The following is a 12,631-nucleotide window of genomic DNA, read 5'->3' as shown; positions in this document are numbered from 1 at the left end:
GACGAGCGGGAACGGGTGAGGGGCGTGTCGGGATCGATCCGGCGACGGGTGGCGGTCGGCTGGGTGGGGCTCGTCCTGGTCTCGGGCGGGGCCACGCTCGCCCTGGAGAACTCCTCGGACGCGGCGAACTCCCCTGATTCGCGCGCCCGTTGGGAACGCGGTACGCCGCAGGGCTCCGCCCCCGACCCCACCCCCTGCCCCTCCCGCTCCCCCGGCTCCGAAGCCCGTCGGGTCGGGTGCGCGTACTGGGAGCGCGGGAAGCGGGCGGGGGCGGCCGTCGAACCGGGGCGGCACGGGGCGGGGGCGGCCGTCAAAACCGGGGCACCGTCGATTCGGCGTCGTGGACTCAGCGCCGTCGGCTCAGCGCCGCTCGAAGACGACCTCGGGGTCGGCGGCGGTCGGGCCGTCCAGGCGGGGCGCGGGCAGCCCCTTCAGGTGCCGGTCGAAGAAGTCCCCGGTGTACGCGCGCGTGATCCGCTCGGAGCGGGTGCCCGACAGCGGGGTCTCGGGGTGCGCGTAGCCGACCTGGTCACCGAGGACGGGCCAGTCCGTGAAGCCGGGGTGCCCCATGCCGGTGACGGTCAGCCACCGCTTCCACCCGTCCATCCGGGGCCAGGCCTTCGCCCAGCTGTCGTCCTCCAGGTCGGGAGGCAGCAGGGCCGGGTCGCCGCCGAGGAGCAGGAAGGGCCGCCCGCCGAGTCCGGTCTCCGGGAGCGGGGTGAAGAAGGTGCCGTCCATGTTGACGCCGGCGTCGACCCTCCGGTCGGCGGCCATGGCCGCAGCGGCCGAGGCCCCGCCGATGGAGTGGCCGGCCATGCCCACCTTGCGGGCGTCGATGATCCGGGAGTGGCGCCAGGCGGGTCGGTCGCCCGTGAGCCGGTCCAGCAGGAACGTCACGTCGAGGGCGCGGGCGTCGGAGACCCTGCCGATCGAACGGTCGGGGAAGACCTGGGTGCAGGCCGAGCAGCCGAGAAGCCGCCCGCCGGGGAAGGTGGTGCCGTCGGACTCGTAGGCGTGGTCGAGGGCGGCCACCACGTACCCGCGCGAGGTCAGGTCCTCGGCGAGCGTGCTCAGGGAGGAGCGGGGCAGGGTGAACCCGGGCGAGAGGACGATCAGCGGGTAGGGTGCGCGCGCCCGGCGCGGTACCGCGCCCTCGCGGGCGTGGGTCCGGGTCGCGGCGACCTGTTCGGGCGTCACGTGCCGGCCGAGTTCACCCCGGTCGACCAGGAGCGCCCTGGCCTCGTCGAGGGTGGTGTAGGGCGCCGGGGTTCCGGTGCCCGCCACCGCCGGATAGTAGAGGGACACCATCAGTTCGCGGTCGGCGGTCGGCACCCACGGGTCCTTGCGGGCCGGGTCGACCAGGTGCAGGGTGTCGCGGCCGACGCCGAAGGGCCCGGTCGGGCGCGGGAGTTCGAGGCGTACGGCGCTGCCGGGGGTGCCCTCGGCGCCGACCTGGGCGGCCGGCGGCGCGGCGACGGCGACCTGGCCGCCCGCCAGCACCAGGCCGGCCGCCAGGCCCGCGGCCATGCGGATGATCTTCTTCATGAACGCACCTTAAGGCACGTTAGGTTAGCCTCACCTAATCAATATCCGAATGGCCGGAAACCGCCGGCTCACCACTCCCGGCGCCCCGCCAGGGCCCGCCACTCGGGGGCGAGGACCGCCCAGGCCTGCGCGTCGTGGCGGACCCCGCCGACGGTCCACGCCTCGCGCCGCACGCCTTCGAGCGTCATGCCCAGCCGCCCGGCGACCGCCGCGCTCCGCTCGTTGTCCGCGCGACAGTGCCACTCCGCGCGGTGCACGGCCCGCTCACCGAACGCCCAGTCCAACAACACGCCGCAGGCCTGCGTGACCAGGCCGCGCCCTTCGCCGGCCGGCTCCGTCCAGCAGCCGACCTCGCAGGTGCCCGCGGCCGCGTCGAAGTCGGTGAACATCACACCGCCGACGAGCGTGCCGTCGGCGAGCCAGATCCCGTACAGCCGGGCGCCGTCCGCGGCCTGGCGCTCGGCGTAGCGGCTCAGCGTGCCCCGCGCCCCTTCGACGCCCTCGGTCACGAAACCGGCTCCGACCCACGGGCGGATGTGCTCGCGGGCCCGGTCCATGTGGGCGGCGAACTCCTCGGCGTGCCGGACTTCGAGCGGGCGGAGCAGGGCCCCGCCGCGCAGGGGGAGGGAGAACATCGGACCCACCATTCACACAACAAGCGTTACGGTTATGTACCGTAGCAGCATGCCACGTACCAAGGGAGACCACGAAGCCCGCCGCCGCGACGTCTCCGAGGCGGTCTGGCGGGTGCTCGCCGCGCACGGCTTCGGCGGGCTGACGCTGCGCGCCGTCGCCGCCGAGCTCGGCGCCACCACCGGGCTGGTCACCCACTACTTCCCCACCAAGCGCGACCTGGTCGCGTACGCCCTCGACCTGCTGACGGAACGCACCGCCGCCCGCCCCCGCCCCTCGGGCGGGCAGGGCCTCGCCGCCCTGCGGGCCGCCCTGCTCGCGGTGCTCCCGACGACCGACGAGGCCCGCGCCGTCAACCGCATCTGGGTCTCCTCCTGGGACACGGCGCTGGCCGACCCGGCGGTGAGCGCGGACCACGCCCGCAAGTACGGGCGCGCCCGGTCCGGGCTGCGCGACCTGGTCGCCGAGGCGCAGCGGCTCGGCGAACTGCCGGCCGGCGATCCGGAAGACGTGGCCGCCGGCGCGCAGGCGTTCGTCCTGGGCCTGACGGTGCAGGCCCTCTTCGATCCCGCGGCCTTTCCCCCGGCGCGTCAGGCGCGGCTCCTGGACGACCACCTCGCGGCCCTGGCCGCCCACCGGCCCGCGGACCGCGAGGGGGCGGACGCGAACGGAGACGGGGCGGACGCCGGCGCCGCGCGCGGGGTGACCCGATGACCGGTTCCGTACCGCCCCCGTGCCGCCTCCCCCGGCTCTTCCTCGACGTGGACGGGCCCCTCATCCCCTTCGGCGCGCCCTCCGGGACGTACCCGACCCACCGCCTGCCGGGCGATGTCCTCGACCCGCCCGCCAACCCCCTGTTGAGCAGGATCGATCCGGCCCACGGGCCCCGCCTGGCGGCCCTGCCGTGCGAGGTGGTCTGGGCCACGACGTGGATGGCCGACGCCAACGCGTGCGTCGCGCCCCGCCTAGGCCGTCTCTTCCGGATCTTGCCTGGCCCGCGCCGCCCGGCACCGCGCCTCGCCGCGTTGTCGAGGCACCCGAGTACGTCCAGTAATCGGGAGCCTCTCCGCCTTGCGATCCACGGCACCGAACGACGCGGGCTTAACCGGCAAGATCCGAAAGAGACGACCTAGGCCTGCCACCCCTGGCCGTCGTGCACTGGCCGGACGATCCCGAGGCCGAGGCCCGGGACCAGCGGGCGGGGCTGCACTGGAAGACGCGCACCCTCGTCGGGTGGGCCGCGGGGACGCCGTTCGTCTGGGTGGACGACGAGGTCACCGACACCGACCGGGCCTGGGTCGCGGCGCACCATCCGGGGGCCGCCCTGCTGCACCGCGTCGACCCCGTGCGCGGGCTGACCGAGGGCGACTTCGCGGTGGTGGGCGCCTGGTTGGAGGGGCTCGGCTGACACCCGGGCCGCCCGTTCGAGCGGTCGTGCGAACGGGGGCCGCCGGTTTCGGGGTGCGGGCGCGGGGCATCGTCGCAGCGGAGGACCACGGCGCTACGTACCCCTGGGAGCATCCGATGTGGCAGACCAGCGAGTTCGCGGGCGAGCACGAAGGACGGCCGGCGGCGGTCCTGGCCGACGGGAGCGAACCGAAGCCGCTGCTCTTCGACCTGGGCAGCGGGGCCGACTTCGACACGAGCACCGACTGGTGGGACTACGACGGCGCGCACGGCACGCCCCTCGCCGCGAGCGTGCGGGCGGCCTGTTCCTGCGGGTGGCGCGGCGAACGGCTCCACGCCGTCGACTGGGCTCGGGTCGGCAACGACCTGCCGCTGCCCTTCTCGTTCGACACGGACGGCCCGCTCGGCGAGTGGCGGGAGCACGTCGCCGGGGTCGAGGCCCGGGCGGTACCGCTGCCGGAACACGTACGGGACCTGCTGGAACGGGTCACCGCGGAGCTGGAGGCCCTCGCCGACACGGGTCCCCTCGCGGCGCTGCGGGCCGTCGCCGCGCTGGAGCGCACGGGCGCCCGCGTCGCGGGGACGGCCGCGCACTACCTGGGCCAGGACGAGGTGCCGGTCGAGCGGGTGGCCACGGGCCTCGGGATCAGCCCCGGCGCGGCCCGCAGCCGGCTGAGCCGCTACGGCTCCTGAGCGGCGGGGCGGGCCGGGCCGCCCGGCTCACCCCAGGAAGAGCGGGAAACGCACTCGCGCGTCGCGCAGTTCGGCCCGCTGGGCGTCGGTGGGCGCGGCCCGTCCGGTGCCGACCAGGAGCGCGTCCCGGTCGGTGAACGACGGGGGGAAGGCCGCCCCGCCGATCCGCTCCAGCAGGGCGCGGGCGCGGGCCAGGCCCTCCGCCGGCGGCCGGATCGGCGCTTCGGGGAGGTGGGCGATCAGGTCGAGGTGGTGCAGCGTCCATTCCAGGACGTAGGCGCCGAGGTAGTCCCCCGCGGTGAGGACCTCGTCGCGGGTGGCCACCCGGGCCCGCGGATCGGCGAGTTCGGCGGCGCGCCCGGCGGCGGAGCCGACGTCGTCGAGGTGGAACCGGAGCAGGTGGGGGTCCCCGTACGCGGCGGCCAGCCGGACGGTGAGGGCGTCGAGCGGGTCCTCGCCGGTCGGGGGCCGGTCCTCGACGTGCCAGTAGCCCACCGCGTCGACGGTGGGTTCCGTCGACGCGGGGGTGGCCAGGGTGATCAGGACGTCCTGGGCGTCGATGACCAGGTGGCACACGAGGTCCCGGACGAGCCAGCCCGCGCAGCCCGACGGCCGGGCGAAGTCCGGGTCCGGGAGCTCGGCGACCGCCGTGCGCAGCGCCGTCCAGGAGCGGGAGAAGAGGTCCACCTCGGCAGGGTCCACCTCGGCACCGTAGTGCGGCGCCGGCGCGGCGGACAAGCACGGTCAACCGGAGCGGGCCGGCGTGTCCGTGCCGCCCAGTGCCGCGAGCTCCGCCGGTGACAGGGTGAGCGTGCCCGCCGCCGCCGAGTCGCGCACGGAGGCCGGGCGACGGGCGCCGGGGATCGGGACGACCACGGGCGACTGGGCCAGGTGCCAGGCCAGGCAGACCCGTTGCGGGCTGACGCCGCGGGCCCGGGCCAGGGCGCGGAAGGGGCCGCCGACCGCTGGTACGGGGTCGTCCGGGTCGTCGACGGCGCTGGGCGAGAGGCCGCCGAGCGGGCTCCACGGCAGGAAGGCCAGGCCCAGTTCGGTGCACAGGTCGAGGGTGTCGCGGGTGGAGGGGTGGGCGGGAGAGAACCGGTTCTGCACCGACACCAGGCGGGAGCCGAGGATCTCGTGCGCCGTACGGATCCGCGCCGTGTCCACGTTGGACAGGCCGACCATCCGGATCGTCCCGGCGTCGGCCAGGTCCCGCAGGGCGCCGACCGATTCGGCGAAGGGGACGGCCGGGTCCGGCTTGTGCAGCTGGTAGAGGCCGATCGCCTCCACGCCGAGCCGGGCCGCCGAGTCCTCGGCCGCGCGGCGCAGCCGGCGCGGGTCGCCGTCGACGGTCCACGAGCCGTCGCCGGGCCGGCCCCGGCCGCCCTTGGTCGCCACCAGGACCTCGTCGGCGGCGGGGTGGCCGGCGAGGGCGCGGGCGATCAGCCGTTCGTTGTGGCCGCGTTCGTCGGCGTGCCACTGGTAGCAGTCGGCGGTGTCGATCAGTCGTACTCCCGCGTCGAGCGCCGCGTGGAGCGTGGCGAGGGCCTGCCCGGTGTCCGGGCGGCCCTCCACGGAGAGCGGCATCGCGCCGAGGCCCACCGGGCCCACGGTGACGGGGCCGACGGTACGGGCACGGGCCGTCGGGTCGTGCGTCATCGGCGGGCCTCCCGTACGACGCGGGGCAGCCAGTCGGTCACCGAGGAGAACGGGAAGCCCAGGCGGGCGGCCCGGCCGGTGTCCATCGCGTAGCCGCGGTCGAAGGAGTACGGGGAGACGGGCTCGCCCGGCCGTACGACGGTCTGCGGCGCCCTGCCCGCGGCGCGGCCGATCTCGGCGCTCAGCTCGTGGACGTCCAGCGTCCCGCGCGAGGCCGCGTTGACGGGACCGGTGAACGAGGCGGCGGCGGTCCAGGCGAGGAAGCGGGCGATCTCCGGCTCGTGGACGAAGGAGGCGGGGCGCGGCGCGGCGTGGACGACGATCGGCAGGCCGCGTTCGATCCGTTCGACGTAGTGGGCGAGGCGCCCGGTGAAGTCGTCGCCGCCCAGGACGTGCGCGGTGCGGACGGCGGCGAAGTCGAAGGCCTCCCGCCGGGTGAACACGGCTTCGGCCTGGCGCTTGCCCTCGCCGTAGTGCTCGTCGAGGAAGGCGGCGTCCGTCCAGGGCAGGTGCGGGTCCACCGGGACGGCGGCCGGGTCGACGGCCTCCTCCGCGAAGGCGGGGCCCCCGGTCGCCCCCGGCCGGGCGAGCGCCGCGTAGACCTCGACGGTGGAGGTCATCACGTAACGGCGGGTGCGCCCGGCGAAGACGCGGGCGGCGACGGCCGCCTGGCGCGGCGAGTAGCAGACCTGGTCGATGACGACGTCGAACGAGCGGCCCGCGAGGACCGCGCGCAGCGCGTCCTCGTCGTCGCGGTCGGCGCGCAGGTGGGTCACGCCCGGCGGGGCCGGTGTGGAGCCCCGGTTGAGGACCGTCACGCGCGCCCCCGCGTCCCTCAGGTCCTCGATCAGCCGGCGCCCGAAGTAGCGGCTGCCCCCGATCACACACACGTCCATGGCGCGTACCCCGTTCCTTCGGATCGCTGTTCGTCTTCCGCCGTCGGCCCTCGCGGCCCGGTGACGGCCCCTTCGGCCCGGTCCGCTCCGGGAGGGCCTCGGTGATCAGTCTCGGCGGCCCTGGTCGGTAGCGGTAGTGTCGATCACCGCACCTCGTCACAAGGAGAACTGTTGATCGACGTCCAACGTCTGGCCGTGTTGCGCGAGGTCGCCCGCCACGGCAGCTTCAACCGCGCGGCGTCGGCGCTGCGCTGCACCCCCTCGGCCGTCTCGCAGCAGATCGCGGCGTTGGAGCGCGCGCTCGGGTCGCCGGCGGTCGAACGCTCCACGCGGGGCGTGACGTTGACGCGGGCGGGCCGCCTGCTGGTGGAGGCCGCGGACGCCATCGCCGCCGAGCTGGCCGACGCCCAGCGGCGCATCGACGCGCTGGCGGCGCGGCGGACGTCGCTCACGGTGGCGACGTTCGCCAGCGCGGGCCGGCGGCTGTTGCCCCCCGCGCTGGCCGGCTTCGTCGAGGACCATCCCGAGGTGGAGTTGACGATCCTGGAGGCGGAGCCGGAGGAGAGCCTGCCCGCCGTCCGCGAGGGGAGGGCCGACCTCGCGCTGGCCTACCACTTCGACGGGCCGCCGCCCGCGCGGCCCGGCGACCGGTCCGGCCTGGACTGGACCCCCCTCGGCGCGGATCCGCTCCACGTGGTCCTGCGGCGCGACCACCCGGCCGCGGCCCTCTTCCGCGACCGGCCGGAGCCCCCGCACCTGGCCGAACTCGCGGACGAGCGGTGGATCCTGGGCTGCCGCAAGTCGGCGGACCAGCTCGCCCGCCACGCCGAACTGGCCGGTGTGGAACTGCGGATCTCGTGTACGGCGACGGACTACGGGTTCGCCCAGGCGCTCGTGCGGGCCGGCGTCGGGATCGCGCTGATCCCCGAGATCGGCCTGAGCCGGCACCCGGAGCTGCTCTCGCTGCGGCCGGCCGCGCCGAGTCCGCGCCGCCTGCTCGGGCTGGCGCTGTCGCGCCGCCGGCGCGGCGCGTCGGCCGTCCTGGCCGAGGACCTCGCGGCCCGGCTCACGGCACGGGAACAGTAAAGCGGGGCCGGGGGGTCAGCGGAGCAGGCGGGGTGGCCCCCGACGGGCGCGACGGAAACGGCGGCTCACCGGGACGGGCCGCTCACCGGCTCGGGCGGCTCACCGGGACGGGTCGATCATGACCTTCAGGGCCTCGCGGTCGGCCATGGCCCGGTACCCGGCGGGCACGCCGTCGAGACCGACGGCGCGGTCGAAGACGCGGCCGGGCCGCACCCGGCCCTCCAGGATGTCGGGCAGCAGCTCCTCGATGTAGGCGCGGGCCGGTGCCACACCGCCGGTGAGGGTGATGTTCCGGAAGAAGAGGGAGAAGTCCATCCGCACGGTCGGGTACTGGGGCGCGCCGACGCGCGAGACCGTGCCGCCGGACCGCACGACGCCGAAGGCGGTGTCGATGGCGGGCTCCAGGCCCACGCACTCCAGCACGGTGTGGGTGCCGTCGCCGCCCGTCAGCTCGCGCACCCTCTCGACGCCCTCCGCCCCGCGTTCGGGGACGACGTCGGTGGCGCCGAAGTCGCGGCCCAGATCGGTGCGGTCCCGGTGGCGGCCCATGAGGATGATCCGCTCCGCCCCGAGGCGGGCGGCGGCCAGGACGGCGCACAGGCCCACGGCCCCGTCCCCGATGACGGTGACCGTGGTGCGCGCGTCGACCCCGGCGGTGACCGCGCAGTGGTGGCCGGTGGGGAACACGTCGGAGAGGGTCAGCAGGGAGGGCAGCAGCTCGGAGTCCTCCCCGACGGGGAGTCTGACGAGGGTGCCCTCGGCCTGCGGGACGCGCACGGCCTCGCCCTGGCCGCCGTCCACCCCGTCCGCGCCCCAGAACCCGCCGTGGCGGCAGGAGGTGTGCAGGCCCTCGCGGCAGAAGTCGCAGGTGTTGTCCGCCCAGACGAAGGGGGCCACCACGACGTCGCCGCGCTTCAGGCCGTTCACCCGGGGGCCGGTGTCCTCGACGACGCCGAGGAACTCGTGGCCGATCCGGTCCCCGTGCCCCTGCGCGGCCATGGACCCGTAGGGCCACAGGTCGCTGCCGCACACGCACGCGCGCAGGACGCGCACCACCGCGTCGGTGGGTTCCCGGACGGTCGGGTCCGGGACTTCCTCGACGCGGACGTCGCCGGCGCCGTAGATCAGTGTCGCTCGCATGAGGAAGCCGTCGCCTTTCGCTCGCCGAAATCACGCTGCCCCGCCCGCGGGCCCACCCCGCCCCGGCGCCCGCCGCCCGGCCCGCCGGCCGTGGGCACGGCCCTCGACCAGCACACCACCGGTGTGGGCCGCACGCACCTCCGGCGGCGGGCGGGCGGTTCGGCGCTCCCCCGCCCCCGGCGGGGCCCGCCGGGGCTTGGACTAAGGTCGGAGGGTCAGCGCGCACCGCCGCGTACCCCGCACGAGCACGAGGAGCAGCCCGTGAACCCGCCCGGGTCCATCACCCTGCAGCAAGAGATCGCCCGGGAACTGGAGGTGTCGGAGAGCTTCGACGCCGCCCTGGAGATCGAGCGCCGGGTGGCGTTCCTCGCCGAGCGCCTCACCTCCACCGGTCTGCGCTCCCTGGTCCTCGGGATCAGCGGCGGCGTGGACTCCACCACGGCCGGCCGGCTCTGCCAGCTCGCGGTGGAGCGGGTCCGGGCGGCCGGGCACGAGGCGACGTTCCACGCCATGCGGCTGCCCTACGGCGTCCAGGCCGACGAGCACGACGCGCAGCTCGCCCTCGGTTTCATCGACGCGGACAGCGTGCTCACGGTGGACGTGAAGCCGGCGAGCGACGCCGCCCTCCAGGCCTGCGTGGCCGGCGGCACCGTGTTCCGCGACGCCCACCACCAGGACTTCGTGCAGGGCAACATCAAGGCCCGTCAGCGCATGATCGTCCAGTACGCGGTGGCGGGCGCCCACGACGGCCTGGTGGTGGGCACCGACCACGCGGCCGAGGCGGTCTCCGGCTTCTTCACGAAGTTCGGCGACGGCGCCGCGGACGTCGTGCCGCTGACGGGTCTGACCAAGCGCCGGGTGCGCGCGGTCGCGGACGCCCTGGGCGCCCCGACCGAGCTGGTGTGGAAGACGCCCACGGCGGACCTGGAGACCCTCGCCCCGGGCAAGGCCGACGAGGACGCGCTCGGTGTCACGTACGACGACATCGACGACTTCCTGGAGGGCAAGCCCGTCGCCGAGGAGGCCTTCGCGACGATCGTGCGCCGCTACCGGCTCACCGACCACAAGCGCCGGCTGCCGATCGCCCCGTGACTTCCCTCCCCGGCGGTCCCGATCGCGGGCCGCCGGGGTCCGGTCGCGCGGCGCGCGCGCCGTTGGGATGGTGGTGGAGGGGGCAGTGCCGTCCCGCGCGGGACGCACCGGTGTGCACCGGCGCCCCGCCCCGACCGGGGGTTGGAGAAGGCATGGAACGCACGAGGCCCACGAAGCGTATGAGGCGTACGAGGAGCCGTGGCGCGGCCCCGGCCCTGCTGCTGACGGCGGTCGTCCTGGCCGGAGGGCCGGCGGCCGGCACGGCCTTCGCCGACGTACGGGCCGACCGTTCCGCGGCCGCCCCGACCGCGCCGGCCGCCCCCTGTCGGCACACCCAGCTGATCGCCGACAGCGCGCAGCGGGTCGGCGCCACCGGGGTCCGGGTGACGGTGATCAACGACGGGCCGAAGGCGTGCGTGCTCCAGGGCTTCCCGACCGTGGCCCTGGCCGGGCAGGGATCGCCCGACAAGAACCTGCCGCTGTCCGTCTCCCGCCGGGGACAGGCCCGGCCCGTGGACCTGCCGGTCGGCGGCAGGGCCTCGACGGTGATCGGCTTCAAGCCGGTCATGGGCGAGGCCGGCGGCTACTGCCCCTCGGGCGCCGAGCCGACCGTGGCGCCGTCGATGGTCGTGGGGGTCGGGGGCGGCGCGCTCCAGTTGGCACCGGCCGACGGCGGCGACTTCGCGCTGTGCGGCACCGCGGTGACCGCCTCCGCCTTCCGCTGAGCTCCCCGACCGGGCCGTGCGGGCGGCCGTGTACCGGCCGTCCCCGCGGCCCGTCCGCCCGCGTTGCCGGGCCCGCGGGGTCGGGCTTGACTGGGAGGTGGTGCGCGGGGTGACCTCCCGTCGCCCGGCGCGCTCCGGAGGCCGTCATGAGCACGCACGCGTCCACCGCGCACAGCACGTCCGCGTCCGCACCGCCCGCACCGTTCGACCCGACCCGGGTCGCCCACCTCTCCGGGGCCTTCGCCCCCGTGACCGAGGAGGTCGACGAGGCCGACCTGCGGGTGGAGGGGCGGCTGCCCGACGGGCTGGACGGAACGTACCTGCGCAACGGGCCGAACCCCCGCTTCAGCCCGATCGGCTCGTACCTCTACCCCATCGACGGCGACGGCATGGTGCACGGCGTGTGGCTGTCCGACGGCAGGGCCCGTTACCGCAACCGGTTCGTGCGCACGCCCGGAGTCCTGGCCGAGGAGCGGGCCGGGCGGGCCCTGTGGGGCGGCTTGCAGTCCATGGTGACCCCCCGGGAGCCGGACGTACCGGCCGACCTCGCCGGCACCTTCAAGGACCTGCCGGACATCAACGTGGTGCGGCACGCGGGCCGGCTGCTGGCGCTCGCGGAGGCCGCCTGCCCCTTCCGGCTGTCGCCGGAGCTGGACACCCTGGGCCGCGAGACCTTCGACGGCGCGCTTCCCGCGGGGATCACGGCGCACCCGAAGATCGATCCGCGCACCGGGGAGATGGTGGTGTTCTGCTACGGCCTCGAACCGCCCTTCCTTACCTGGTCGGTCATCGGCCCGACGGGCTCGGTGGTGCGCGGGCCCACGCCCGTCGAGGGCGTCGACGAGCCGATGATGATCCACGACATGGCCCTCACCACCCGTTTCGTCGTCCTCGTCCTGGCACCGGCGTTCTTCGACATCGAGGCGGCGCTGTCCGGCACGGGCTCGCTGATCGCCTGGCGGCCGGAGCGCGGCACCCGGATCCTGCTGATCCCGCGCGACGGCGGCCCGGTGCGGGAAGCCTCCGACGACGCCTACTGGATGTGGCACACGGTCAACGCCTACGACCTGGGCGAGGACGAGCCCGCGGCCGACGGCCCGGACGGCGGAGGGCGCGTCGCCGGCGGACGGGGCTACGACGTCGTCCTCGACTACGTCCAGTGGGACCACCTGTCGCTCGGCCCCTCCGGCGCCGGCCCCAACCCGGGCGGCCTGGCGCGCGCCGTCATCAGTCCGGAGGCGGGCAGCATGCGCCGCACCCGCCTGGACGACGCCCGGATCGAGCTGCCGCGCGTGGACGACCGGCTGGTCGGGCGCCGCCACCGGCGCCTCGCGGCGGCGGCCGGCGCGGGCACGGCGGACCTGCTGCCGGGCGAGTACGACGCCCTGCGCTGGTACGACGTCCAGGGCGGCGGCAGCGTGCTGTGGGAGGCCGGGGACCTGTCGGTGGGGGAACCGGTGTACGCGCCGACCCCGGGCGGGGCCGACGGCGAGGGGCACTGGCTCACCTTCGCCACCGACCGTACGGACGGCACCAGCTGGCTCCTGGTCCTGCCGGACGAGGACCCGGCCGCCGGCCCCCAGGCCCGCGTCCGGATCCCGGTCCGGGTGCCGCTGGGCCTGCACGGCGCCTGGCTGCCGACCGAGGAACCGAGCGCGGTCTAGGGCCTGTCGTCAAACTCCTGCCTGCCCCGCGACGCCTGGCACGCGCTCTCGCCGCACCGGGCGAAAGACCGAGTACGACCGGTACACGTGC

At 75.8% G+C, this 12,631-nt stretch carries 12 protein-coding genes and 2 pseudogenes; 8 read left to right on the top strand and 6 right to left on the bottom strand.

The genetic code is table 11. From position 1 onward, the window contains the following. Positions 1 to 360: 360 nt before the first annotated feature. Both AB0D01_RS23950 and AB0D01_RS23945 read right to left on the bottom strand, forming a co-directional pair. A complete protein-coding gene (locus tag AB0D01_RS23950; protein ID WP_363058464.1) occupies positions 361 to 1,545 on the bottom strand; it encodes an alpha/beta hydrolase in 1,185 nt (394 codons plus the stop codon). Between the two features lie 68 nt (positions 1,546 to 1,613). After that, complete coding sequence (locus tag AB0D01_RS23945; RefSeq protein ID WP_363058462.1) at positions 1,614 to 2,180, bottom strand: GNAT family protein; 567 nt, start codon at positions 2,178 to 2,180, stop codon at positions 1,614 to 1,616. A gap of 49 nt (positions 2,181 to 2,229) precedes the next feature. Here AB0D01_RS23945 and AB0D01_RS23940 point away from each other — a divergent pair, with 49 nt between their 5' ends. The 4 genes and pseudogenes from AB0D01_RS23940 to AB0D01_RS23925 all read left to right on the top strand — a co-directional run bounded on the left by AB0D01_RS23940 (position 2,230) and on the right by AB0D01_RS23925 (position 4,278). Further along, positions 2,230 to 2,892: a TetR/AcrR family transcriptional regulator gene (locus AB0D01_RS23940; RefSeq protein ID WP_363058460.1), complete on the top strand. Its 663-nt coding sequence runs from the start codon at positions 2,230 to 2,232 to the stop codon at positions 2,890 to 2,892. Then, positions 2,889 to 3,149, top strand: a pseudogene (locus AB0D01_RS23935) (hypothetical protein); the annotation flags it as partial. The gene AB0D01_RS23940 and the pseudogene AB0D01_RS23935, both read left to right, overlap by 4 nt. A gap of 158 nt (positions 3,150 to 3,307) precedes the next feature. Continuing rightward, a pseudogene (locus AB0D01_RS23930) lies at positions 3,308 to 3,586 on the top strand (hypothetical protein); the annotation flags it as partial. Between the two features lie 116 nt (positions 3,587 to 3,702). Continuing rightward, complete coding sequence (locus AB0D01_RS23925; RefSeq protein ID WP_363058458.1) at positions 3,703 to 4,278, top strand: hypothetical protein; 576 nt, start codon at positions 3,703 to 3,705, stop codon at positions 4,276 to 4,278. Between the two features lie 27 nt (positions 4,279 to 4,305). Here AB0D01_RS23925 and AB0D01_RS23920 read toward each other — a convergent pair whose 3' ends face one another. From AB0D01_RS23920 to AB0D01_RS23910, 3 genes are read right to left on the bottom strand one after another with little or no spacing between them, the layout of a single operon-like run. Beyond that, positions 4,306 to 4,965, bottom strand: coding sequence for a maleylpyruvate isomerase N-terminal domain-containing protein (locus AB0D01_RS23920; RefSeq protein WP_363058677.1), 660 nt, complete (start codon positions 4,963 to 4,965; stop codon positions 4,306 to 4,308). Positions 4,966 to 5,022: 57 nt separating this feature from the next. After that, positions 5,023 to 5,937, bottom strand: a complete 915-nt coding sequence (locus AB0D01_RS23915) for an aldo/keto reductase (RefSeq protein ID WP_363058456.1) — start codon at positions 5,935 to 5,937, stop codon at positions 5,023 to 5,025. Continuing rightward, entirely contained in the window at positions 5,934 to 6,833 is a 900-nt protein-coding gene (locus AB0D01_RS23910; protein WP_363058454.1) for an NAD-dependent epimerase/dehydratase family protein, read from the bottom strand. The genes AB0D01_RS23915 and AB0D01_RS23910 overlap by 4 nt, the downstream gene beginning before the upstream one ends. 171 nt (positions 6,834 to 7,004) lie before the next feature. Between AB0D01_RS23910 and AB0D01_RS23905 the strand changes: the two genes are divergently transcribed. Further along, entirely contained in the window at positions 7,005 to 7,919 is a 915-nt protein-coding gene (locus AB0D01_RS23905; protein WP_363058452.1) for a LysR family transcriptional regulator, read from the top strand. A 99-nt stretch (positions 7,920 to 8,018) separates the two neighbouring features. On the opposite strand, the gene AB0D01_RS23900 is transcribed toward AB0D01_RS23905, so the two are convergent. Next, on the bottom strand, positions 8,019 to 9,059 hold the full coding sequence (locus AB0D01_RS23900) for an alcohol dehydrogenase catalytic domain-containing protein (RefSeq protein ID WP_363058450.1): 1,041 nt from the start codon (positions 9,057 to 9,059) through the stop codon (positions 8,019 to 8,021). 261 nt (positions 9,060 to 9,320) lie between these two features. On the opposite strand from AB0D01_RS23900, the gene nadE reads away from it, so the two are divergent. From nadE to AB0D01_RS23885, 3 genes are all read left to right on the top strand, one after another. Then, complete coding sequence (nadE, locus tag AB0D01_RS23895) at positions 9,321 to 10,151, top strand: ammonia-dependent NAD(+) synthetase (protein ID WP_363058448.1); 831 nt, start codon at positions 9,321 to 9,323, stop codon at positions 10,149 to 10,151. Between the two features lie 179 nt (positions 10,152 to 10,330). Further along, entirely contained in the window at positions 10,331 to 10,876 is a 546-nt protein-coding gene (locus AB0D01_RS23890) for a DUF4232 domain-containing protein (protein ID WP_363058446.1), read from the top strand. Between the two features lie 146 nt (positions 10,877 to 11,022). After that, positions 11,023 to 12,540, top strand: coding sequence for a carotenoid oxygenase family protein (locus tag AB0D01_RS23885; protein WP_363058444.1), 1,518 nt, complete (start codon positions 11,023 to 11,025; stop codon positions 12,538 to 12,540). Positions 12,541 to 12,631: the final 91 nt, after the last annotated feature.

It is taken from the genome of Streptomyces sp. NPDC048606, assembly GCF_040650855.1.
Classification (GTDB): domain Bacteria; phylum Actinomycetota; class Actinomycetes; order Streptomycetales; family Streptomycetaceae; genus Streptomyces.
The sequence above is the reverse complement of the archived record's forward strand: the minus strand, read 5'-3'. Positions and strand labels throughout refer to the sequence as shown.